Genomic DNA, 23,310 nt, shown 5'->3' with positions numbered 1-23,310 from the left:
GCGTTCACGCCAAGAGATTGTAGCTAAATATCAGGCCGTGGTGTCGAACACTGAAGGCGAGCCCAAGGATTAGGCCTACTTGGAGGCATAGTTCGTCAGGATACCGAGCATTTGGTGGTTCTTCCCCATGCCGGGCAGCTTGCCGTCGATCCAGGGGATGGAGCCACATCGGCGACGGCACCGGAAACCATTCATTTCAGCGACGGGCCGGTTCAATCCTGAAACTCCTTCGCCATGAACTGCCGCTCAGCCGTCATCGGATTTCCAAGCTCCACGATCTGGCCGCCTGTCTCTGTCGCCTTCACCATCGCCACGGCCCGCGATCCATCAGCCGTGATCAAGAACGTAAGATAGTTGTCGGCGCAGTCATGCGGCTTGCAGATCCCGCCTGTAAAGTACGCCTTGCCGTCGACCGCCACCCTCTCGACCGGCATGCCGGTTCCATCAAAGCGGCCGAACCAGGCTGTGCGCTTCAACCGGGTCGGCAAAATTTTCAGATAGGCCTGGTAGTGGACAGGCATCTTCTTGCGCAGGTCCCATGGATAAACAGGCAGGCCAGGGGAGGCAGCCTGCGCGGAGATCCCCGCGCACAGAAACGACCCGGCGACCAGAAGGCTGACGCCGAGAGCGTTCCTGAGAAACCGAAGTGCCATTGCCGCCCCTCCCTATCTCGTGCCGGCGTATTGGCCGTGTCACGGATCGACCAAGACTTTATCCAGGCTGCGGGCTCAGTCTACGCTGCAGACCAGACCCGCCGAACCGAGCTGCCGATAGAGTAAATGCCTATGCCGATGATACTGTTCGGGTTCACCGCCTGCCGTTCATGCGCTGTCCTTCTGACTGGCCCGATGATGGCGACGGTTGCCTCTGAAGCTTACGCCCAGGCCGTTCCAAAAGTCGGCACCTGTCCGTCCGGTTACCACTCAAGCGGTGGCGCCTGTCTGCCGTATTCGAGAAACCCGCGGCCGGCGTTGCCGAAGATCGGCACATGCCCGTCCGGCTATCACAGCTCGGGCGATTATTGCCTCGGCTACAGGAATGCGAAGCACGCGATCCCGAAAACCGGGTCATGTCCGAGTGGGTATCACTCCAGCGGCGCTTACTGTCTGTCCTACCGATGAGACTGTGATCAAAGACAGGCCCCTGCGCTTTCAGGCCCTGTGATCGCTCAAAACCGCAGCGAGCCAAGCTCCCGGATCTGCCGTCCAAAGCTCATGTCGCGCTTTCATGCAGACGCCGCACGGTCTAAACCCAGCGGCTATGGCTGTTGCCTCATCGGCAAAGAAGACCCGGTGCTTGGCGTATTGCCCACTTGCCAGATGGCGCAAAGCGCTCGGACAATCGAGACGACCGTAAATTCGGTTCGGCCGATATCCCCCGAGCGTTCCTGGCGCCTCGGTCAAATAGATCTTTCTCTGAGCATTGAGGAGCTTGTAGTGCATCGACCTTGGCTCCTGAGCATCGGCACACTCAGACCGGACATAGCGCATCAGCATCTCTCGCTCTGCAGGGGTGATCGCCTGCAGAGCACGCCTGAGGGTTGCGCAGAGATCATCGTACCAAACCAAGCGCTCACCCTCGAGATCCCAACCCGAGTGCCGACAGGCGCGATGCTGGAAGAACAAGGTTGCCCAGAGCTCCAGCGGGCTTCCAGACCATCGGCCCGTCTCGCGGTAGGTGTGCTCCATCTGTGCGGCGAGCTTGCCACACTGCGTCAGGCCACCCATAGCGGCATATCCGTCGAGGATATGTGCGAACTCCGCTGATCGGTTCCACGTGAGAGGCGTTGGAATTTCGCTGAAATCCCCTTGGCAAACCTGTCGTACCCAATGGGCGGTGTCTAGGCTCATGTTCGTGGTCTCAAACCTCTAAACAGCGGCTTATGATGCCTTGTTGCTGCGGGCTATGGCTCTGGTCACCATTGCGGCGACGTCAGCCCGTGTGACACCATAGTGGGCCAAGGATTGGGCCGCCTGCGCGATGCGCATGTCGAGGTCCGCTTTGGCATTCTCCAGAGAGGCTCTCGAGACGGTCCCGAGCACCCGTGGCTCGCCGTACCGCTCGACGGCTTTCAGGATCGCAGGGTTCGAATCTCCCATGGGGAGCAATAACGGTGGCGGAGCGATCTCGAGGAGCTCCGCCCCGATGCTGAACCCGCCCACGAACAGGCGTCGATCCTGGACCCCAAGGCGTAGGGGATCCTCATTGGGAAGGCGAGTGGCAAGTTGCTTGAGCATCTCCGCATCGGCCAAAACCCCGCCGGGCCAGGTGCCAGAGGCTTCGACATCGGTCTGAGCTCCCGGTCCCGTCAGGGTTAGGATCTCGCCGTCAAACGCGAAGTGGACCCTTTGCGCCTCCCGTTTCCTCAAGCCAGCCGTTACGGTCTTGAGGCCTTGAGCCAGATTGGAGCGGGAGACTGCCAGTTCATACGTGCTCAAAGCTGCCCCTTACCCTCAGCGGGCCTGTCTCGCCCTTCGCTTCCGCCATCACAGTCTACGTGGGCGCGGTCCCCCGATGGCAACTACCAAAGGCACTCCACAATAATATTTCAGCGGACACAGTTTCGGTAATATCCTCCTAACCCGCCTGTGTTCCCATCCCGCCAAGTGATCGGAGGGGTGTAAGATGCCAGAGCAAGGGGATTTGTTCTCAGAGCCAGTGGCGGGCGAGAGGTCGGTCCTGCCTCCCACGATGGATCCCATCATCGTCCCACACCAGGCACCGCCCTTCCGCCTCAATCCTGCGGATTTCGAGAACGCCGCTCATGCCCTTGAGACCTCTGGCGACTATCGTGTCCTCCGGCGTCTCAAGCCCCGCCCCGTTCTCCCGGCTCGCCCTCTTACCGACGGAGAGAAGATCGGACTGATCGTCGACACGGAGACCACCGGCCTCGACAAAGCCAGGGACGAGGTCATCGAGCTCGGTATGATCGCCTTCATCTACCACGTCGACGGCCAGGTGCGTGACGTGATCGGTACATTTGGAGCCCTTCGCGAACCCGGCGTTCCGATCAGTCCTGAAAGCATGAAGGTTCACAAGATCACACCCGAAATGGTCGCGGGTCAGGTGATGGATCGGGACGCGGTCGAGCGGTTCATTGCTCCGGCCGGTCTCGTCATCGCTCATAACGCTTCCTTCGACCGCTCCTTCTGTGAGCGCTTGGCCGGAGGGTTCGCGGACAAGGCATGGGCCTGCTCGAATTCGGAGATTTCCTGGTCAGCCCTAGGCTTTGAAGGCTCCAGGCTCGGATATTTGATTGGGCAATGCGGCTACTTCCATCAGGGGCATCGGGCTGTCGATGACTGCGAGGCTCTATTGGAGGTTCTTGCCAGTCCCCTCCCCGATGGCAGCGGCCTCCCGTTCGAGCACCTTCTAGCCTCGGCCCGGAAAGGCTCGATCCGGGTTTGGGCTGAAAACTCCCCTTTCGACCTGAAGGACTTGCTCAAGAAGCGAGGCTATCGCTGGAACGATGGTTCCGACGGACGCTTGAAATCCTGGTGGATCGAGGTTCCCGAAGAGGATTATCCGGACGAGCTCCGTTTTCTGCAGACTGAGATTTATCGCTCTTCGGTGGAGCCAGTCATACAAAAGATCACGGCGTACGAGCGGTTTCGCTTTTCATCCTGATCAATCCGCAGGGACAGCAAGCCACGCAGATCAGACCCGAACCCAAATCCTGCCGGCAAGCTTGTACTGTCCTGGGGTGAGGTTCTCGTAGCTCATGCCGTCCCATCTCTCACCTGGGGCCACCTCCCCATGAATGTCTGCGAGGACCCCTCCGGGACCTCTGCCCCCACCGGTGATCTCACGCACACCGTTCGGGTGCTCATAGACGAAAATCGATATATGCTCGCGCTCGTCCAAGGCGTCCGGGCTGCCGCTGCTTTGGTCAGACATGAAAAGCGCTCTCCTCCTCTCAGGCTCCAAATTACATCACCATGATTAGCGAGAACTGGTCCTCCGTCAGCCCTCAGCAGATTGGGCAGATTGCAGAATACATCGCGCGGATCGAGTTCGCGAAACAGGGATTTTCGATCTACATCCCGGAAGTCGATGACCGAGGCGTCGATCTCCTGATTCACAGGGATGACACCGGCTATGTGAAGGTGCAGGTCAAGTCGTTGCGAGGGACCGGCTATGTCTTCATGCGCAAGAAACATTTCAAGCCCGCGCCTGATCTCGCATTATGTCTCATCGTGTTCTCCGGTCCGAGCTTCGAGATGTTCTTTATCCCGTCGACGCGGTGGTTGACGCCCTGTGGGGTCTTTCGTGACAACGATTACCCTGAGGGAATAAGCGCCCCTGAATACGGCATCAATCTCTCCCGGAAAATCTAGACATTCTCCGCGCGTTCAACTTCCTCGAGATCACCCGGCCCGTCAAATGAGACCTCATTCGCTGGCGTGTAATTCGGATTCTCTCTTCCGGCAGGTCCATTCTATCCTATCGTGCGATTGGGCAAGGATCTTGTTCTGAAACCAGCAGTGCCGGGAGACTTCAAAAGAATGATCAGCACTGGCGAAATTTCCACCCAAGCGGAATGGCTTGCGATCCGAGACGGGTTTCCGAACAAGAGTTCCTATCGAGAATTCCGGAAGCGATATCACTTCAATCCAGGGAGCCGAATCATTCTGACCGGACGACCCATTGATGAGGTCGTCCGGGCTGACAATATCCACCGTCGGCGAATCTACGAGGAATGCTTTGCATATGGAAGGACCGTCGCCCAGGTGAATGAGATGGCGAAGAAATTGCCCGGCCAGGCGGAGTACGATGCCGATCTTTTCATGGGGCTGTACGAGGACCTGATCCGGTTCTTCGAATGAGTGGCCTCAGTGCAGGACCAGCCGATCTTTCACTGACACCCGAAGTCTGGTTCCACGGCCAGCTGGATCAGGTGAGGGCTCCGTATCGTGATTGCGGGGAGACGGCCGAGGGCCCTCCTTGAGATGCTAGGACTGCTCGCTGGTGGTCGAGATGGCCACGACTCGCCACGCAGGATGTGGCGATCGACGACCCGACGAACAAACGCCCCTTAGATATATTGAATCCATCCACTCCGACGGGCGTACATGATCTCCATATGCGATGTAATCGGGCCGGACTTATAACTCTCGACGGTCACGGGCCCTGAATCCGCCAGACGGTAATATGCCTCATACGTATCGGCTACGAGCATTGCCGCATAGAAGGGCGCCCGCGGATCATCCCGGTTTGCCTTTTCGCGGAGGAAGTCGCTTTTCAGTACCTGGAACCGGCCCACTAGTGGGTCGTCTGCTATAGGACCTGGCATTTTGCTGGCTCCTTTGCTCTGTGCTGAGGGAGTGGCTGGCGCGTACAAGCTCCGGAGCCGCCGAGCCGATGGAGCGGATCCTGAGACGCGCGCCGTCGTCGCTGCCGGCGTTTGCCATTCCAGACAAACGGCGTCGGCTGCGCGTTCCAGCCTCGCGCCGTCTGCTCGAACCAACTGCCGATCTCCACAGGGCTGTGCGGATGTTGCCCGGCGAGCGCGCGGCGTTTGAGGACGCGCTGGATCGACTCGGCCATGTTGAGCCAACTGCCACCCACGGGCGTGTACAACGGCATGATGCCATGGGCGCACAACCACAGCACCAGTTCGGGCGTCTTGTGGCCGGTGAGATTATCCCACACCAGCAGAAGCCGCAGCGGCGGCAACTTCTCCGGCAAGGTAAACGGCAGCGTCAATCCCGCTTGCCACATCCCCCAGGCGGTGCGCGTAGCGGCGGGATCTTGTACGGGAGCCGGCGCTGGCAACTCCGCGAGAACTGCGCTCAGGTGCTCCCGCAGCCACGGATGCAGCACCGCATTCGTGCATCGCTCGGCCGATTGCAGGCGCACTTGGCCGGAGGCGGGATGGAACAGCGTCAGGATCTTGGTCGTGCCGCCGCGGACATACTCGTGCGGTTGGATGGCAGGGTGGCGCCGCGGCTGCCACGACACACCAGGATGTGGAACGGCCTGGAATGGGCCCGCCTCGTCCTCGCACCAGACCGATAGTCCCAGCTGCGTGCCGGATGTATAGGCCTGCTCGATCAGCTTTTTTTGGCAGCCGCATCCGGATCGCTGCCGCGCACCGCGCCGTCCTTACGCCGCCGCAGGCTCACGCCGGTCTCGCACCAGGTGCGGCTCTTCTGCCAGCTCAGACCCGCCTCGTGCAGGATACGGGCGATGGTGAACCGGCTCACCCGCGGCAGGCCATCAGGGGCTTGGCGCAGCGCCTTCTGCAGCAGGCTCAACGACCAGGTGGCGCTGCCATCCTGCTCCCGCTGCGGCGCTCGCGCCCACTCAGCCAGGATGCGCTGCTGCTCTTGAGCCCCGTAGCGGATGCGCGGCCCGCCGCCGTGGTGCGGGCGCACAGCCGCCAGCCCTTCGCGGTTGAAGCGGCTGACCCAGGCCGAGATGGTCTCGTTGTGGCCGCGCCCGACCAGATAGGCGGCTGCTGTGTAACTGGCTCCATCGGCAATCGCCAGCAGGGCGCGAGCCCGGTCGACTCCAGCGGCGGGGGCGCTCTGCGAGTGGCTCAGGCGGGTGAGTTCTATGCGCTCGGCCGCGGTGAGCGGACGCAAGGGATCTTTCTGGTGGCGCGACATGGGGCACCTCGCAGCACGAGGATCACCACACCACTATACCAGATCCCACGGCAGACGACCCACTAGTTGCCGTGCCTTGCTCATCTCGGGTGCCTCACTCATCGTTGCGCACCAGCCAGTAGAGCACTGAGACGCCGATCCCAAAAGCGGTGCCGCCGCTGATCTCCCCAGTCTTCACCACATGCCGATGAGCCAGCTCCTGTCCGATGGCTTCGATTGCCTTCGCTCGCACCTTATCGCCGGTCTGGTGAGTCTGAAGGGCACGATTGATCCCGGCGGAGTATTTGACGACCTTCAGGTTCGGAGCCAGGACGGGCTGATCGAGGTGTGTTGCGAGGAGAAGGGAATAGACTGCCGTGTCCGGTCCCGCCAATGCCTTGGCTTTCTTCTCATCCGCCGACGTTGCACTGGTGAAGTGCGATGGGTTCTTCAAGGCATCGAACGTGTACATCGCCTTCGCCTCGAGAAAAGCGGCAGGCTGTCCCGTTGAGAGCACGATGGCAAGATCAATGTGGCTCCATTCCCGGGCAACGATCAGACCGGATGGTGCAAGCTCCCTGTGAAGATAGAAGGCGAGCTTGTCCCGGATCGGGAATTCGATTTTGCAGGTAGCCGCCAGGTAGGCCAACTCGTGGGGATGAAACTCTGTGGCAAGGTTCTTGAGGCCGGCGACAAGGATTGGTTCTATCGTCATGCGCAAGTCTTCCTGAGGCATAGAAGGAGTCAGCGGATCAGCATAGGCGGAGTCTTTGAATGATGCGGCCAGCCGGTCGGAGCGGGTTGTGGATTGGTGGGCTAGGATGCCGTCACAGTTGACCAGTTCTCTGCTGGTAGGACCAGTGGAGCTCCCAGAAGTCAGCGTATAGGTCGTGCAGGCCGTAATCCCGGACGCTGTTCTTGAAATTCGGATAGTCGATTCGTCCGGCCCGCCAGCCCAAGAGTTCGGCGAACTCCTGCTTGGTCACAAAGATGCGGCACGCATAATTCCGGTTCGGGATCTCGATGATCTGCCGTCAGGGAACAGCCGCTTCAAGTGCCCCTTTTTACGAGCTCTGACACACAGCCGGTTCGGATCATTGTAGTCCTGAACAGCCGACTGGGGCCTGCATCAGGACTGGCCGCTGGTCTGGCAATTTGGCTGCCTCTCTTCTAGAAAACTGCTCATGAGCCATTTTCTCAGCCTCTTGCCTCGCAGTGTACCATGACCAGACATGTGGTTATCGACGTCGAAACAGCGCAATCATACGACCACATTGTCGAGATCGCCGATGTTGAGGTGGTCCGCAACACCATATCATCCCGCTCGCTGGTGCGCCGGATCAAGCCGCACTCGGCCATGAGCCGGTTCTGTTACGCCGTTCATCGCATTTCGCTCGAAGATCTGCAGAAGGAGCCGTACTTCGAGGAGGTGATCCCGGAGCTTGTCGAGTTCGTGGGTGACGCCACGATCGTGGCTCACAACTATGTCTACGAGTACAACACGCTCAAGCGAGAGTTCGAGCGCGCCGCCCATCCGGTTTATCCCCGGGAGCGCTTTTCCTGCACCATGGCCCTGGCCAAGCGATCGGGCCTTCCGGGCAAGCTCCGGCACGCGTGCTCTCAAGCCGGCATCAGCGTCGCCCACCTTCGCGACGAGCACGACGCCTTGAACGATGCACTTCTGGCAGCCCACTTGTTTCTCAAGCTCAATCGACCCTGATGCCGCTCGACCCATCTCAGCGGGGTGCCGCCACCTGTGATGCACCCATCCAGCTCACCCTGGCCGGCCCGGGATCCGGCAAGACCAGTACGCTGACGGGGCGATTTATTCATCTCGTGCGGCAGGGGGTGGATCCACGGCGGATCCTGGCCGTGACATTCACCAAGAAAGCGGTCGAGGAGATGAGGCAGCGGATTTCCGCCGCCTTGCCCGACCTCCTGCCGAAACATCTCGAGATCTTCACATTCCACGGCTTCGCCTATCGGTGCCTGAGACGCAATCCGGCGGCCGCGGGGCTGCCCAGTGCAATCCAGATATGGGACACACCGGAGCAGCGTGCGGTTTTCTCGAAGAGGCGCATGTACTGGAACGAGGATGAGGACATCCTCGACATTATCGGATCGGCCAAGGAGCGCCTGCTCGACGCCAGGACCTTTGAGGCGGCGCTCAACCGAGGGGATGAGCTCGGCCGGTCTGCGGTCGAGTTCTTCCGTGTCTATGAGGACGCTTTGAACCGGGCAGGAGCCATCGATTTCGCCGACATGGTGCCCCGTCTGGTCCAAGCCATGGACGGTGATCCTAATTACGGCCGGAGTATCGTACGAGCCTATGATCACCTTCTCGTCGACGAATACCAGGACGTGAACCCTGGACAGGACCTGCTGATCTCGCATTTTGTCCGGGTAGGGGTGAAGCTCTGGGCTGTTGGGGACGACGATCAGACCCTCTATGCGTTTCGGGCCTCTGATGTCGGATACATCTTGAACTTCCAAGAACGCTATCCCGGGAGCCAGGTTCACATTCTCGACCGGAACTATCGCTCCGCTCCCGGGATCGTCCGAACCGCAAAGAAGTTGATCCGCAAGAACGAAGGACGGGTGGATAAGGACTACAGCGCCGTCAACCAGGGCCCATGTGACATTGTCGTCCGCGGGTACAGCCTGCCGGCTGTGGAGGCCCGACAAGTTGCCGCTGCGATTTCACAGCTCATCAGCAAGGGTCTGGAGCCCCGGCAGATGGCTGTTCTGTACCGGTCGGGAACCATCGGCATCCACTTCCAGGCAGCGCTTCGCGCTCTCGACATTCCCTTCGAAGTCCGGGGTGCTGGAGATTTCTGGCAGAGTTCCCCAGCCAAACTATTCGTCGGCTCCCTCTTCTATTTGCGCGACTCCAAAAGTGCGGCAGCCCTCGAGAAGATGGGGATGGGCAAACGGGGTGACATCACCCGCGAGCGTCTGGACCTGATCGATCGCCGCACGAGACGCGACTTCCAAAGCTCGTGCGCTCACGTCCAGCGGATCATCGCTGAGGCTCTCCCCATACGAGCATCCGGCCGGGAGCGGGCGGAATGGGAGAGCATCGTCGACGGAGTCGCCATGCTGGCGACCTCCTGTTCGTCGGTTGAAGAACTCGAGATGCGGATTGCCGAGCAGACCCAAGCGACCAAGCGCCCGCACGCGAACAGTGTTGTTCTGTCGACGGTCCATTCCGCGAAGGGGCTTGAGTGGGACACGGTGTTCCTTGTCGGGCTTGAGGATGGGGTCATGCCCCACGGCAATTCAGCCGATACCGAGGAGGAGCGACGGGTCGCCTATGTGGCGATCACGCGGACCAAGCGTCGTCTTGCCCTCACCTATGCTGCGGAACGTTTCGGGACAAAGTCGGACCCCTCTCCATTTCTGTTCGAGATGCATCATCCGGAGGTCATTTGGACCGGCCCGAACATGGCCGGGGCTGACAGTCGCGTGCCTTTGGCGAGCCTCGGAGAACGGGCTCAACTCGCAACGAAGAGGTCACACCCGACATCCGGCCCAACCGCTCGCAGGAGTTCGCGCGAGACACCATCACCTGGCTCAAGACCGTGGACATCCCGTGAGGATACGCGCCTTCAGGCGGCGTATGCATCCTCAACCAGTCTTGAGGAGATGTCTCTGATCCTGAAGCGCTCGCCTGATGAGATTGTCAGCCGGCTCGTCGCCTTGAAGTTCCTGCCCAACCGCAACCCGCATGACGCTTTGTTGGCCGAGTATCTTCGTCGTTCCTTACGCTAGCGACATCGCCGGGCAAACCGACCGACCTTCGATCAAACCCACAGGCGGGTTTTTCTGAGGTCGTGTCCGATATAAAATACTGCTCGATTCAGCTAAAGCGAGTTTCCACTCAGCGTAAGATATATCCGGCATGCTTTGTCAGTCTCCGATCTTGTGCCGCATCCCCGATCAGCACACGGACCTTCAACGAATTGAAACCCAGATTGAAATTGCTTCAGAGAAGCAGCGGCAGATAAAGCATGCCAACCACGCCTGTCAGTGCGAGAACTGCGGTGGCGGAGGCCCAGAAGGATCCTTGCTCGTTGTCGCGTTCCATGGCGGTCTCCTGGCTTGTAGGACGACGAATCGGCAGGATCATTCGACACAGATTGCAATCCCGTCGATCTCCGGCGGTCGGACGTTGCTGTGAGTTCTTAGGCGGCAAGTCGCTCTTCGCTTCCTTTGGTGTGGCTTGCTATCTCCGGCGCCTGGTTTTGAGCCATGATGCACTGCATCGTGTCGAGCACGGCGGCCGGCGACGGATCCTTGAGAACGACATGTCCTTGGGCGCAGACCTTCGCTTGCGAAGCGGCAATCACGGCAGCACGATTGGGATGGCTATCGTGGTATTCATCGGCCAAAATCCAGCCATCGATTAGGCCAGGCAGGGTTGCACGGCTGAAGAGCCAATCAACAGGGCGGCTCCAATCCCTCAGGATGTGGAAGGCCTGCATGCTGGACACGGTCGTCACAACATCGAAGTTTCTGGCCCGAAGTCCTTGTGCGAGTTTCTCCAAAAACAGCGGGTTGGGGTCGACGATGAGGATGCGTTCCTGCTCAGTTGTGTTCATAGCGGCCTCCTGGCACTAAGCTCATGGGCCAGAATCTACCGGACCGCGTTCACCACTGCGCCAGAGCGATTGACGTGCTTGCAGCGTGATTGCTGCCATTGCTTCGGGATAGATACCACTGGCGAAGGGTTGAAGCGGTTGAGGTGGGGTCGGCGTTCAGGCTGTGGGGACTTTGGCGCCAGCCCCGCGGCAGATGACTATCCGTGGGTCCGGCCCGAACGTGCCCTTACGCGGCTCCCGGAACGGCCGCGGGCTGTCCCGCCCGCTCTTCAGCTGGCCCGATCGTGCGGGCGAGGTTCAGAGCCGTGATGATCAGGCCGACATGACTGAAGGCCTGCGGGAAGTTACCCAGCATGTGGCCTGCCACTGGATCGTACTCCTCGGCAAGCAGGCCGACGTCGTTCTGCAGCGAACGCATCCGCTCGAAGAGCGCCACGGCCTCCGCGTGGCGGCCCATCATGACATAGACGTCCGTCAGCCAGAAACTGCACGCGAGGAACACTCCCTCCTCCCCATGCAGGCCGTCGGCCACCTGGTCGGTATCGTATCGCAGGAGGAACCCATTACGCATCAGGCGCCGCTCGATCGCCCCGACCGTCCCGACGACCCGCGGGTCGTCCGCGGGCAGGAACCCAGTGAGCGGGATGTGGAGCAGGCTCGCGTCGAGCGCGGTCGAGCCGTAGGACTGGACAAAGCTGCCAAGCGCGGGGTCGAAGCCCTTCTCGCACACCTCTCCATGGATGGCATCGGCGACCTGACGCCACCGGCAGGCCAGTTCCACACCGCCGTCGAGGCCTTCCGTCAGTCGCGCCGCCCGGTCGAACGCGACCCAGGCCATCACCTTCGAATGAACGAAGTGCCGGCGGCCACCGCGTACCTCCCAGATTCCCTCGTCGGGCCGCCTCCATGCCTCCTCCACGAACGGCATGATGACCCGCCTGAGCGCCTCGGCCCGCGGATGCCGCGGCAGGCCGCCCTTGTGCGCCTGCAAGAGCATATCGGCGACCTCACCAAACACGTCGAGTTGGAACTGGCCCGCCGCGGCGTTGCCGACCCGCACCGGACGCGACGCAAGGAAGCCCTGAAGCCACGGCACCTCCCACTCCAGGAGATGCCTCTCACCGGCGACGCCGTACATTATCTTCATCTGGGCCGGGTCGCCCGCCACAGAGCGGAGCAGCCAGTCCCGCCAAACGTTGGCCTCCTCGTAGTAGCCAAGTCCCATAAAGGCCATCAGCGTCAGGGTCGCGTCGCGCAGCCAGCAGTAGCGGTAGTCCCAGTTCCGTTCGCCACCGACCCGCTCCGGCAGCGAGGTCGTGGCCGCGGCCACGATACCGCCCGTCGGCTCGTAGGTGAGCGCCTTGAGGGTAATGAGGGAACGCCGGACATCCTCGGTCCAGACCCCGACCTTGGGACAGCGTGAGGAGAACCTGGTCCAGAAGGCTTCAGTGTCGCGGAGCAAATCGAGTGGGTCCCCGGCGTCGGGCGGGCCGAGGTGGGAGGATCCGTGGATCAGGCTGAAGGCAAGGCGCTCGCCAGCGCGGACGGTGAAGTTTCCCCTGGTGCGCAGGTCCTCGCCTTGCAGTTCGACGGGCATCGTCAGCGTGAGCGCGTCCGGTCCGGCAATGGCGCGGAGGGTGGTATCGTCGATGCGGCTCACCCAGGGGATGGTCCGCCCATAATCGAACCGCATGACGAGGTCGAAGTCGAGATCCACTTCGCCGCGGACGCCCTCGACGATCCGGATCAGGTTGGCTACGCCGTCCCGCGGCGGCATAAAGTCGATAACGGTCGCCGTTCCGGTCGTGGTCTTGAAGGTCGTCTCCAGGATCAACGTGCCGGGCCGGTACTGCCGTGTGCTGATAGCGGCCACGTTGGCGGGCGCGATCCGCCAGCGTCCGTTCTCATGGGAGCCCAGCAGGGCGGCGAAGACCGCTGGCGCGTCGAAGCGTGGGAAGCAGAGCCAATCAATGGAGCCGTCTTGCCCGACGAGCGCACCCGTCTGACAGTCGCCGATAAGGGCATAATTCTCGATCCACCGATCCGTACTCACCAAGCTCATGCCGCTCTCAATCGGCGCATAACCGGTCCGCCCGCGGTATCAATGCAAGCCCATTGCGCACGTCGCCGCCAATTGCATGGGGTTTCGCCCGTCAACCGCCTGAACGCCGCCGCGAAGGCCGTCTGGGAAGAATAGCCAAGCGCCATAGCGACCGACACAATCGATGCATCAGTGTCTCGCAGCATGACCATGGCCTGCTCGAGTTGGTGCTGGCGCAGCCAGGCATGCGGTGACAGCCCGGTGCTCTCCTTGAACGCACGGCAGAAATGGAAGCGTGACAGGCCGGCGTCCGCCGCCAGGGCCGCGAGAGAGACGTCCGCATCGGTGTCCGAGCGCAAGCGTTCCATGGCGCGGCGCAGCGCCGTAGGGGAAAGCCCACCTGAGGCCGGCTGGACCGTGATCGGCGAGCCGGTGTGATCAGCCAGGAGCCGCGTCGCCAGCAGGTCGGTCAGCTGCTGTCGGTACAACGTATCTAGGGCCTCATTGCCACTCGGTGAATCCGCCGCGCTCAGGAGTAGGCGGGATATAAGGGGGTCGGGATGCGCCGTTCGCTCCACGAGATCGATCGGCTTGTCAATGTGGGCTTCATCGGCAACACGCTGGAGCGTCGCGTGTGGAAGATAGAGCTGAACGACATCGACAGGTTTCGGAATATCCCATCGGGAGCTTGATCCTTCAGGAATGATAATCAAAACCCCGGGACGAAACGTTCCGGTCGCAACCGATTTTCCGGTCCGCCTCTGCATGCGCTGAACCGAGCCGTTGTATGCCATAATGACGTGGTGGGTCATGGGCTCGACGACGTCGTGCAAGGGGTCATGTTGCCAGTGGGCGATCCCCGCCCCGGAGGAATCCAAAGCCATGCGGAACGGTGTGGTCCCGAGGACGCGCTCCATCTCCCTTTCGGCAAGACGTCGGTCGGCCGTCGACAGCTCGCTCTGGCGCAGTTCAGTCGCGGCTGATGGATGGTTCTGAGAAGGTTCACGGTGGATCGAGTCGGTCATGGACCTGTGCTCCCGTTCGGGAGGCCGTGCGCTCAGTCCTCAAAGGTCTGTCTGTGCACCCATGAGGCCCGGGGTCATTGCCTCTTGTATGCCCGCAATCATGATGGGAAATCCCGCCTCACGGTACCGTACCGCAGGTCTGGTTGGTCCATGGAAACAGATAGATGGCCCTGTACCTTGGTATAGGATGAGCCTGATGTATGTAGTCGCCCAGATCACGACACCACAGCCAAGGAAACTAGCCTCTGGCAGCGCCAGTACCAAGGTTCGTTCCGAGCTGGCCCAGCCTCGCATCGACCGAGTGCCGTCCCGGTCCGGTGACATAGAGCAGGAGGCAGCCGCCAATGATACTGATGTTCTTATAGAAGTTGATGGCATCCATGTATCGGGCCGCGCCTTCCCCCGCCCAGAACGGGTGTCCGATGATTCCGGTCCCCAGCGTGTAGACGGCCAGCAGAAGCGCCAGCGGGCCCGTCCAGAGGCCAACGGCAAGCCCGAATGCGACAACAACTTCCATGACGATTGCCACAAGAGCGGCGAGAGCAGGCACGGGCGCACCCACCTGTGCCATGTAGGCTAATGCCCCAGAATAGTTGGTGAGTTTGTCCCAGCCAAAGACGAGGAACAGGGCGACGAGAAGAATACGGGCGACGAGGATAATCCCGTCGTTGGGGCGTCCGGCGCTGAAGGCGGTCATAGCGTGTCTTCCTGAAAGCTGTCTGAAGGTTGCCGGCTGAAGGTGCGGTCGTGCGATTGGGTTGAGGCCTGACAGGCGTTGTGAGTTGTTAGGACTTCTGGGTCTCGATTTTGGTCACGATAAGAGAGCGAGCCTCAAGGGTCCGGTGCACCGGGCACTTGTCGGCGATCTCCATGATCTTCTCCGTCGCCGCAGGCCCTGGATCGGCTTCAAAGATGATCCGACGCTCGAACTGATCGATCTTGCCGCTTTGCCCGCCAGCGCAGCTGACGCAGTCGTCCGCGTGAGCCTTGGCGTGCCGCACCTCGACTGTGTAGGGCGGGAGCTGCCAACCCTTACGCTCGGCATACAGCTGAAGTGTCATCGAGGTGCAGGCGCCGAGCCCCGCCGCCAGAAGGTCGTAAGGACTGGGCCCACTGCCCAAGCCGCCGTAGCTCTCAGGCTCGTCGGCAAGCAGCCGGTGCCGGCCGGCCTCGACGACCTGCTGGAAGCGCCCCTCTCCCGACGCGCGGACACGAACGCCATCGCGAGGGGCAGCCGCCCCTGGATTCGACCGTGGTGGCAGATACCGCCCGCACCAGGCGCTGATGACCTCGGCAAGGAAAGCCGCATCCCCGTGCCGGGTCAGGAGGTGGTCGCTCCCGTCAAGGGAGACGAAGCTCTTCGGGTGCCGGGCGGCCACAAAGATCCGCTTAGCATTCTCGATCCCGACCACTTCATCGCCCGGGGCATGCAGAACGAGCAGCGGCCGGCCAAGAGCGTGGATTTTGGCTTCAAGCTGCTGCCCCCGCACGTCGTCGAGAAACTGCCGCCGGATGGTGAAGGGACGTCCGGCGAGCTCCACCTCGTCCTCACCGTTGCTTTCAATGGCGGGCACATGCATACGGAAGTTGTGGATCACGTGTTCCGTATCGGCTGGGGCTCCGATCGTCACCACCGCCTGGACCTCTGGCAGGTCCGCCGCCACCGCTAGGACGGCAGCGCCCCCGAGCGAGTGGCCGATCAGCAGTTCGGCGGGACCGAAACGGCGGGCAAGATACTGGGCCGCGTGCCGGAGATCCTCCACATTCGAGGAGAAGTTGCTGGCGGCGAACTCGCCGCCGGAAGCACCAAGCCCGGTGAAGTCGAACCGCAGAACCGCAATGCCTCGCAGGGCAAGCTCGGATGCGATCCGCCGGGAGGCGGGGAACTCCTTTGAGCAGGTGAAGCAATGGGCAAAGATTGCGTAGGAGCGGATCTGGCCGGGTGGGAGGTCGAGTCGGGCGGCGAGCGGGTCACCGCTTGAACCGGGAAATTCTACCTTGAGGCTGTTCATTTTATTCTCTTGTCAGCGCGAGCACGGCAGTAGTCGCTGGTGTGATCCATGGCTCGTCGTGGCTACAGGCAGCCGCTGCAGATTGTGCGGATGGTCCGGCTGCTGCGTTCATGGGCACGCCGCTCAACCTCAGTCTGAGGACCGGTTTTCGCGGTGCCTGGATTGGGAACGGTCGCGCCGGTCCGGGCGACACTGCGGCCGTTGCGTTCCACCGCCTTCATCGGCTCGGCGGCCGGCGAGGTTTGCTGAGCGGACGGCGGGGACTGCGCCTGAGCCGTTGCGGCAAAGCCCGTCATCGCGGCGGCGACAACACTGCCGACGAAAAGATGCCAGTTCAGACGAAGGAGTGTGCTGATCGACTTCATGATGAACCCTCCTGCTCTCGACTTGGAATGACGGATTGCAGCGGCACGTCCCGTCCTTAGGGTGTCGTGCTCACACCCGGACCGATTCAGGCCTACCTGCCTCGACGACGTCGTCCTCCACCTTGACCGTCTCGGGCTCGTCCGCTTCGAGATCCGCCTCCTGGTTCAGTTGCTGGTGCAGCTGTTTTTCGTCGAGTGCGCCTTCCAACTTGGCAACAACGACCGTTGCCAGACCATTGCCGATCAAGTTGGTAAGGGCCCGCGCCTCCGACATGAAGCGATCAATGCCAAGGATCAGAGCAATGCTCGCCACTGGGATCGTGCCGACGGAGGAGAGGGTTGCTGCCAGCACGATGAAACCGGAGCCGGTTACGCCGGCGGCCCCCTTCGAGGTGAGCAGAAGGATCGCGATGATGCCGATTTCCTGTGCCAGAGTCAGATCGGTGTTGGTGGCTTGGGCCAGGAAGACGGCTGCCATCGTCAAATAGATGCAGGTTCCGTCAAGATTGAAGGAGTACCCGGTTGGGACGACCAGCCCGACGACCGAGGTCTCGCAGCCCAGGTTCTCCATCTTGGCCATCATGCGCGGGAGCACCGACTCCGAGGACGAGGTGCCGAGCACGATCAGCAACTCCTCCTTGATGTAGCGCATAAACTTCAGGATGGAGAACCCGCACAATGCGGCGATGCTACCCAGGACGGCAAAGATGAACAGCAGGCAGGTCGTATAGAACGACAGCATGAAGTTGCCGAGCGACAGCAGGGTGCCCACGCCGTACTTGCCGATCGTGAACGCCATCGCGCCGAACGCGCCGATCGGGGCCAGCTTCATGATCAGGCCGACCACGCGAAAGAAGATGTGGCCGGTAATGTCGATGAGGCGCAGCACCGGCTCGCCGTGCTCGCCAAGCGCCTGCAAGCCGAAGGCAAACAGGAGCGCGAAGAACAGAACCTGCAGGATTTCGCCGGTCGCGAAAGCCCCGACGACGGTCGATGGGATGATCTCCATCAGGAACCCGATGGTACTCTGGTCCTTTGCCTTCGCGGTGTAGATCGCGATGGATGAAGTATCGACGTGAGAGAGATCGACATTCATGCCATTCCCCGGCTGCCACAGGTTGACGACAATCAGCCCTATGACAAGGGCGAACGTCGTCACGACCTCGAAGTAGACGAGAGCCATCAGGCCAACCCGGCCGACCTTTTTCATGTCCTTCATGCTGGCAATGCCATGCACGACCGTGAAGAAGATGATCGGGGCGATGAGCATCTTGATCATCTTGACGAAGGCATCGCCCAAGGGCTTCATCGCTTCGCCGAGGGAAGGATAAAAATGACCCAGGAGGGCGCCCAGCAGGATTGCGGTAAGCACCTGAACATAGAGGTGCCGGTACCATCGACCCTGCTGATGGGAGCCCAGGGCTACCGCCGTCGGCGTTACCGTTGTCATTGCACGTTCTCTGTCGAAAAGGTCTCATCAGCCGGACTGGGCCGCTGACCCAGTGGCGACTGCCCTCAGTGCAGTCGTGGTATCGATTTCCGCACCACTGCCGGAGGTGCGAGGAGATCGGTCGGAAGCCCGACCGATCCTTGCCTCACCGGCGGAGAACAGCACTTAGCCTTTAATGAAGGCGAGGAGGTCAGGATTCACTACCTCGGCGTGGGTGGTGCACATGCCGTGCGGGAACTTCTCATACACTTTGAGCGTGCCGTTCTTCAGCAATTTCACCGAAAGCAACGCGGAATCCGCGACCGGCACGACCTGGTCGTCGTTGCCGTGCATGACGAGCGTCGGCACGGTTATGATCTTCAGATCCTCGGTGAAGTCGGTTTCGGAGAAGGCCTTGATGCTGTCGTACTGAGCCTTGGCGCCGCCCATCATGCCTTGGCGCCACCAGTTCTGGATAATCCCCTGGGACGGCTTGGCTCCGGGACGATTGTAGCTGTAGAAAGGTCCACTGGCGACATCGAGGTAGAACTGAGAGCGGTTTGCCGCGAGCTGCGCCCGAAAGCCGTCGAACACCTCAAGTGGCAGCCCGCCGGCGTTCGCCGCGGTCTTGACCATGATCGGCGGAACGGCACCGATCAACACGAGTTTGGCGACACGACCTTGCGGCTGTCCGTGGCGGGCCACGTAGCGCGTTGCCTCTCCGCCTCCGGTCGAATGGCCGATGTGGATGGCGTTCCTGAGATCGAGGTGCTCGGTCACCGCCGCCGCGTCGGCGGCGTAGTGGTCCATATCGTGACCATCACCAACCTGACTTGACCGGCCATGGCCGCGTCGGTCGTGAGCGATGACACGATAGCCCTTGTCGATGAAGTAGAGCATCTGAGCATCCCAGTCGTCCGAACTCAGCGGCCAGCCATGGTGGAAGACGATCGGCTGAGCATTCTTGGATCCCCAGTCCTTGTAAAAGATCTCAACGCCATCCTTCGTCGTAATGGTACCCATAGTGTCGTCTCTTTCGTTTCGTGAGTTGATACGGACCGCTGGCTGAGCGGCTGCCTGCCTGACCGGTAAGCCGGCGAGGAGTGCGGTACCCAAGCCGAAGCCGAGCACCTCTCGACGGGCCGGAGTGAAGAGTCGTGGTTCAGCCATCCCTGGCTCCGTTGATAAGGTAAGTTTCATCCTTGGTGGGATTTCTCAGTGCACTACCTTCGCAGCATGCCTGCCCGACGGAGACCTCGCTAGTAAACGGGTGGCATGGGACTCCAATCGGAAAGTCTATAAAGACTATACCGAGGTTTAGATTGGACTCGTGTCAGTGCGGGTCGGTACAGCACAGGTGCCAATGAAAGCGCATCACACCCGAGCGTCTGCCTGTCGACTGCTGTGATATGGTCCCCGACGGAGCGGGGCTACCACAAAGGTATATACGGCCTGTACCATAGTTTAGTGGATCTCACCGACCGTCTCTGCCAAGCCTCAAGCTGCGTAGGACGTCCTGCGCCGACGTCCCGGCCTTCGTTCCTGTGACTGGTCGGGACAACAGAAAGCTTCGGCTTGTCAGGATCTTCAGGGCGAATGATCCCGACGCTCCTCTCACAAAACACTTCTCACTAAACATAGGAAGCATCCCCATGGCTCATGCGACACCGACACCCGGTAGGACCTTGCTCACTCCGGGCGATCACACGTTGATCATGATTGACTTCCAGTCGCAGATGGCCTTCGCGACTCAATCGATTGACACGGTGACCCTGCGCAACAATGCGGCCATGGTCGCGGAGGCGGCGGCCGGCTTCCAGGTGTCGACCATCCTGACCACCGTGGCGGAGAAAAGCTTCTCCGGTCCGATGTTCAGCGAGATCACCGACGCCCTTCCTGAAGAGACGCTCCTCGACCGCACGTCAATGAACACCTGGGAGGATGCGACCGTCATTCAGCGTGTCAATGAGATCGGCAAGAACCGGCTGGTCCTAGCGGGTCTGTGGACCTCGGTCTGCATTGTTGGTCCGGTCCTATCCGCGCTCGATCAGGGCTTCGAGGTCTATGTCATTGCCGATGCCTGTGGTGACGTCACCGACGAGGCCCATAACCGCGCGATGGATCGCATGGTGCAGGCGGGTGCACGCCCGATGACATCCCTGCAGTATCTGCTGGAGCTGCAGCGTGATTGGGCCCGCACCGAGACCTATGAACTGACTACAGGTATTGCCAAGAGGTTTGGCGGCGGCTACGGCCTCGGCCTGATCTACGCCAAGGCCATGTTCGGCTCGAGCGAGGGCGACCACTCAGCCAAGGCGTCCGTTGCGGCGGAGTAAATCCCGCCCTGGGCGGCCGGGCGTGAAGTTCCGGTCGCCCGCTTGGAAGCATCCGCATTTCCATGCCGCTGACTTCGAGGCAGGCGTCTCAGATGAAGAGGCTTGCCATGGCCACCACCCCAGATCGCCCCACCGTCATTGCTGGATTGGCGCGTTGGCGGCGGGTTTCTCTCCCGGAACGCTATGAGACAAAGTTCATGAACACACCGGCCGATCTCATCCTGTTCAGCGGCAAGATCACAACTCTTGACCGCCAAAAGCCGGAAGCCTCTGCCGCCGCCATCCGGGACGGACGCTTTCTGGCCGTTGGGAGCGAGCAGGAGATCATGACGCTCGCCGGACCAGCCACGCAGCGGATCGACCTCCATGGCCGCCGCGTCGTCCCGGGATTGATCGACAGCCACATGCACATCATTCGCGGTGGCCTCAACTACAACATGGAGCTGCGCTGGGACGGCGTTCGCTCCTTGGCCGATGCCATGCGGATGCTCAAGGAACAGGTCGACCGGACGCCGGCACCGCAATGGGTGCGCGTGGTCGGCGGCTTCACCGAACATCAGTTCGCCGAGAAGCGGCTGCCGACGCTCGACGAGATCAACGCCGTTTCGCCCGACACGCCCGTCTTCATCCTGCACCTCTACGACCGCGCCCTGCTCAACGGTGCTGCCTTGCGGGCCGTGGGCTACACCAAGGACACGCCGAACCCGCCCGGCGGCGAGATCCAACGCGACGCGAACGGCAACCCCACGGGCCTGCTGATCGCCAAACCGAATGCCACCATCCTGTACGCCACCCTGGCCAAGGGACCGAAGCTTCCGCCCGAGTACCAGAAGAACTCCTCGCGCCACTTCATGCGCGAGGTGAATCGGCTCGGCGTGACCGGCGTCATCGATGCGGGCGGCGGCTTCCAGAATTATCCGGACGATTACCGGATCATCGAGGAACTGCACCGGGAGGGCCAGCTCACGGTGCGCCTGGCCTACAACCTGTTCACCCAGAAGCCGAAGGAAGAGCTGAAGGACTTCGACAGCTGGGCCAAGCAGGTGAAGCCGGGCCAGGGCGACGATCTCTACCGCCACAACGGGGCCGGCGAGATGCTGGTGTACTCTGCCGCCGACTTCGAAGACTTCAAGGTCGAGCGCCCTGAGATGCCGCCGAACATGGAAGGCGACCTGGAGCCCGTCGTTCGTCTGCTGGTCGAGAACCGTTGGCCTTGGCGGCTGCACGCCACCTACAACGAGACCATCACGCGGGCGCTCGACGTGTTCGAGAAGGTGAACCGGGACATTCCCTTCGACGGCCTGCACTGGTTCTTCGATCATGCCGAGACCATCGACGAGCGCAACATCGACCGCATCGCAGCCTTGGGCGGGGGCATCGCCGTCCAGCACCGGATGGCGTTCCAGGGCGAGGACTTCGTCGAGCGCTACGGCACCAAGGCGGCTGAGCGCACACCGCCCATCAAGCGCATGCTGGAGGCCTGCGTGCCGGTCGGCGCCGGCACGGATGCCACCCGTGTTGCCTCCTACAATCCATGGGTGTCTCTGTCGTGGCTCGTCACCGGCAAGACCCTGGGCGGCCTCACCCTCTACCCGGCCGCGAACCGGCTCGACCGCGAGACGGCCCTGCGGCTGTGGACCGAGGCCAACTCCTGGTTCTCGAACGAGGCGGGCAAGAAGGGTCAGATCCGGCAAGGCCACCTGGCCGATCTGGCGGTGCTGTCCGATGACTACTTCTCCGTGCCCGAGGATGCGATCCAGGACATCACGTCGGTTCTGACGTTGCTCGGCGGCAAGCCCGTGCATGGTGACGCCGAGTTCAAGGATCTCGCCCCTTCGCTGCCCCCACCCATGCCGGACTGGTCACCAGTGCGTGCTCATGGCGGCTATCAGCAGCGAGCCAGCAGTGACGAAGCCCGCAAGTACGCCTTCACGGCCGCTGCTTGTGCCTGCGCCAATTCCTGTGGCGTGCATGGCCATTCCCATGCCAGCGCGTGGGGCGCCAACACACCCGCATCCGATCCCCGCGCGTTCTGGGGCGTGCTTGGCTGCTCGTGCTGGGCGTTTTGAGAGGGAGGCTGACATGAGTGACCTTACCATCCCCCGACCGATTGCTCAGGTACTGTCCCTGCCAGCCATCGACCATCTGGCCCGCCTCGCCCTTGCTTCGCCCTTCCTGATCAGCGGCGCTGTCAAACTCCTCGATTTCGAGGGCGCCGCAAACGAGGTCGCCGGTCTCGGGTTGCAGCCGGAAGGCCTTCTTGCGGCGGCGGTGATCCTGACCCAGCTCGGCGGCTCCCTCCTGTTCCTGACTCGGCGGTACTGTTGGCTAGGGGCCGGCATCCTGGTGGGGTTTACCGGCTTGGCCACCCTGCTGGCACACCCGTTCTGGACCTTCGAGGGGCTGGATCGTGGGCGCCAGACGGCCACCTTCTTCGAGCATCTTGCCATTGTCGGCGGCTTTGCAATGGCGGTCCTGTTCGTCAACAGCCGGAGTGCGCGGCCATGACCGCGAGCCAGAGCACGCCTGCCGAACACGCGGTGCCGCCGCCGTCCGGCACTGTCGCCTCTCTCCACCACCGCCTCTTCACGGTTAGTGGGATCGCGTCGCTTCTCCGCAACATCAGGACGCGACGGGCAGGAGCCCCCATCCTAGAGGAGACGTCGCCATGAAGATCGTTGTCGGACTGCTGCTGGCGCTGGGCGTCGGCGTCATGTGTCGTCTCGTTGGACTGCCCCTGCCGGCGCCCTTGGCACTCACCGGGGCCGGGCTCGTGCTGGCCATGTCCGCCGGCTACGAGTTCGTCGACCGCTTTGCATCCCATCGCGAAACGACACAGAGTAAGACTTGCGGCGGATTGGACGGGAGCGTCAGGACTGCCCGCGACCCCTCCCGCCAAACCGTGGGGTGA

At 61.6% G+C, this 23,310-nt stretch carries 24 protein-coding genes; 9 read left to right on the top strand and 15 right to left on the bottom strand.

The genetic code is table 11. From position 1 onward, the window contains the following. Window positions 1-212: 212 nt before the first annotated feature. The 3 genes from HPT29_RS27470 to HPT29_RS27460 all read right to left on the bottom strand — a co-directional run bounded on the left by HPT29_RS27470 (window position 213) and on the right by HPT29_RS27460 (window position 2,438). Window positions 213-653, bottom strand: a complete 441-nt coding sequence (locus HPT29_RS27470) for an Ivy family c-type lysozyme inhibitor (RefSeq protein WP_173949815.1) — start codon at window positions 651-653, stop codon at window positions 213-215. Between the two features lie 498 nt (window positions 654-1,151). Then, on the bottom strand, window positions 1,152-1,727 hold the full coding sequence (locus HPT29_RS28770) for an Ada metal-binding domain-containing protein (RefSeq protein WP_349774739.1): 576 nt from the start codon (window positions 1,725-1,727) through the stop codon (window positions 1,152-1,154). Between the two features lie 153 nt (window positions 1,728-1,880). Continuing rightward, a complete protein-coding gene (locus HPT29_RS27460) occupies window positions 1,881-2,438 on the bottom strand; it encodes a hypothetical protein (protein WP_173949816.1) in 558 nt (185 codons plus the stop codon). A gap of 187 nt (window positions 2,439-2,625) precedes the next feature. Between HPT29_RS27460 and HPT29_RS27455 the strand changes: the two genes are divergently transcribed. Then, window positions 2,626-3,627 carry a 3'-5' exonuclease gene (locus tag HPT29_RS27455; RefSeq protein ID WP_173949817.1) on the top strand — a complete coding sequence of 334 codons (1,002 nt, stop codon included), beginning with the start codon at window positions 2,626-2,628 and terminating at the stop codon, window positions 3,625-3,627. Window positions 3,628-3,657: 30 nt separating this feature from the next. On the opposite strand, the gene HPT29_RS27450 is transcribed toward HPT29_RS27455, so the two are convergent. Continuing rightward, window positions 3,658-3,897, bottom strand: a complete 240-nt coding sequence (locus tag HPT29_RS27450; protein ID WP_173949818.1) for a hypothetical protein — start codon at window positions 3,895-3,897, stop codon at window positions 3,658-3,660. Window positions 3,898-3,938: 41 nt separating this feature from the next. Between HPT29_RS27450 and HPT29_RS27445 the strand changes: the two genes are divergently transcribed. Then, window positions 3,939-4,337, top strand: a complete 399-nt coding sequence (locus tag HPT29_RS27445; protein WP_173949819.1) for a PDDEXK-like family protein — start codon at window positions 3,939-3,941, stop codon at window positions 4,335-4,337. Between the two features lie 168 nt (window positions 4,338-4,505). After that, entirely contained in the window at window positions 4,506-4,826 is a 321-nt protein-coding gene (locus tag HPT29_RS27440) for a hypothetical protein (protein WP_173949820.1), read from the top strand. Window positions 4,827-5,277: 451 nt separating this feature from the next. Here the strand turns inward: HPT29_RS27440 and HPT29_RS27435 are convergent, their stop codons facing one another. From HPT29_RS27435 to HPT29_RS27425, 3 genes are all read right to left on the bottom strand, one after another. Further along, window positions 5,278-5,961, bottom strand: a complete 684-nt coding sequence (locus tag HPT29_RS27435; RefSeq protein ID WP_432807348.1) for a hypothetical protein — start codon at window positions 5,959-5,961, stop codon at window positions 5,278-5,280. A gap of 92 nt (window positions 5,962-6,053) precedes the next feature. After that, on the bottom strand, window positions 6,054-6,611 hold the full coding sequence (locus tag HPT29_RS27430; RefSeq protein WP_173949821.1) for a helix-turn-helix domain-containing protein: 558 nt from the start codon (window positions 6,609-6,611) through the stop codon (window positions 6,054-6,056). Window positions 6,612-6,705: 94 nt separating this feature from the next. Next, window positions 6,706-7,305 carry a hypothetical protein gene (locus HPT29_RS27425; RefSeq protein WP_259061112.1) on the bottom strand — a complete coding sequence of 200 codons (600 nt, stop codon included), beginning with the start codon at window positions 7,303-7,305 and terminating at the stop codon, window positions 6,706-6,708. A gap of 507 nt (window positions 7,306-7,812) precedes the next feature. Between HPT29_RS27425 and HPT29_RS27420 the strand changes: the two genes are divergently transcribed. Continuing rightward, window positions 7,813-8,310, top strand: a complete 498-nt coding sequence (locus tag HPT29_RS27420; RefSeq protein WP_173949626.1) for a 3'-5' exonuclease — start codon at window positions 7,813-7,815, stop codon at window positions 8,308-8,310. Beyond that, window positions 8,310-10,361: an ATP-dependent helicase gene (locus tag HPT29_RS27415; protein ID WP_173949627.1), complete on the top strand. Its 2,052-nt coding sequence runs from the start codon at window positions 8,310-8,312 to the stop codon at window positions 10,359-10,361. The genes HPT29_RS27420 and HPT29_RS27415 overlap by 1 nt, the downstream gene beginning before the upstream one ends. 413 nt (window positions 10,362-10,774) lie before the next feature. Here HPT29_RS27415 and HPT29_RS27410 read toward each other — a convergent pair whose 3' ends face one another. The 8 genes from HPT29_RS27410 to HPT29_RS27375 form a co-directional block, all read right to left on the bottom strand. Then, a complete protein-coding gene (locus HPT29_RS27410) occupies window positions 10,775-11,191 on the bottom strand; it encodes a response regulator (RefSeq protein ID WP_173949628.1) in 417 nt (138 codons plus the stop codon). Window positions 11,192-11,417: 226 nt separating this feature from the next. Further along, a complete protein-coding gene (locus tag HPT29_RS27405; protein WP_173949629.1) occupies window positions 11,418-13,253 on the bottom strand; it encodes a glycoside hydrolase family 15 protein in 1,836 nt (611 codons plus the stop codon). Then, the gene (locus tag HPT29_RS27400) at window positions 13,250-14,257 is read right to left on the bottom strand and encodes a helix-turn-helix domain-containing protein (RefSeq protein WP_173949630.1); all 1,008 of its coding nucleotides are present in this window, start codon (window positions 14,255-14,257) and stop codon (window positions 13,250-13,252) included. Before HPT29_RS27400 ends, HPT29_RS27405 begins: the two co-directional genes overlap by 4 nt. Window positions 14,258-14,495: 238 nt before the next feature. After that, a complete protein-coding gene (locus tag HPT29_RS27395) occupies window positions 14,496-14,954 on the bottom strand; it encodes a DoxX family protein (protein ID WP_173949631.1) in 459 nt (152 codons plus the stop codon). 88 nt (window positions 14,955-15,042) lie between these two features. Then, window positions 15,043-16,269: a bifunctional alpha/beta hydrolase/OsmC family protein gene (locus HPT29_RS27390; RefSeq protein WP_173949632.1), complete on the bottom strand. Its 1,227-nt coding sequence runs from the start codon at window positions 16,267-16,269 to the stop codon at window positions 15,043-15,045. A 62-nt stretch (window positions 16,270-16,331) separates the two neighbouring features. Next, window positions 16,332-16,634 (bottom strand): hypothetical protein, encoded by a 303-nt coding sequence (locus tag HPT29_RS27385; protein ID WP_173949633.1) that lies wholly within the window; start codon window positions 16,632-16,634, stop codon window positions 16,332-16,334. Window positions 16,635-16,704: 70 nt separating this feature from the next. Next, window positions 16,705-18,084, bottom strand: a complete 1,380-nt coding sequence (locus HPT29_RS27380) for a dicarboxylate/amino acid:cation symporter (RefSeq protein ID WP_173949634.1) — start codon at window positions 18,082-18,084, stop codon at window positions 16,705-16,707. 165 nt (window positions 18,085-18,249) lie between these two features. Beyond that, entirely contained in the window at window positions 18,250-19,086 is an 837-nt protein-coding gene (locus HPT29_RS27375; protein ID WP_173949635.1) for an alpha/beta fold hydrolase, read from the bottom strand. Window positions 19,087-19,715: 629 nt separating this feature from the next. Between HPT29_RS27375 and HPT29_RS27370 the strand changes: the two genes are divergently transcribed. From HPT29_RS27370 to HPT29_RS27355, 4 genes are all read left to right on the top strand, one after another. Beyond that, entirely contained in the window at window positions 19,716-20,399 is a 684-nt protein-coding gene (locus tag HPT29_RS27370; protein ID WP_173949636.1) for a hydrolase, read from the top strand. Between the two features lie 197 nt (window positions 20,400-20,596). Then, a complete protein-coding gene (locus tag HPT29_RS27365; protein ID WP_173949637.1) occupies window positions 20,597-22,468 on the top strand; it encodes an amidohydrolase in 1,872 nt (623 codons plus the stop codon). Window positions 22,469-22,481: 13 nt separating this feature from the next. Further along, on the top strand, window positions 22,482-22,907 hold the full coding sequence (locus tag HPT29_RS27360) for a DoxX family protein (RefSeq protein ID WP_173949638.1): 426 nt from the start codon (window positions 22,482-22,484) through the stop codon (window positions 22,905-22,907). 160 nt (window positions 22,908-23,067) lie between these two features. Further along, window positions 23,068-23,310: a DUF1427 family protein gene (locus tag HPT29_RS27355; RefSeq protein ID WP_173949639.1), complete on the top strand. Its 243-nt coding sequence runs from the start codon at window positions 23,068-23,070 to the stop codon at window positions 23,308-23,310.

Source organism: Microvirga terrae (genome assembly GCF_013307435.2).
In the GTDB taxonomy this organism is placed as follows: domain Bacteria; phylum Pseudomonadota; class Alphaproteobacteria; order Rhizobiales; family Beijerinckiaceae; genus Microvirga; species Microvirga terrae.
This window is presented reverse-complemented; position numbering and strand designations above follow the sequence as displayed.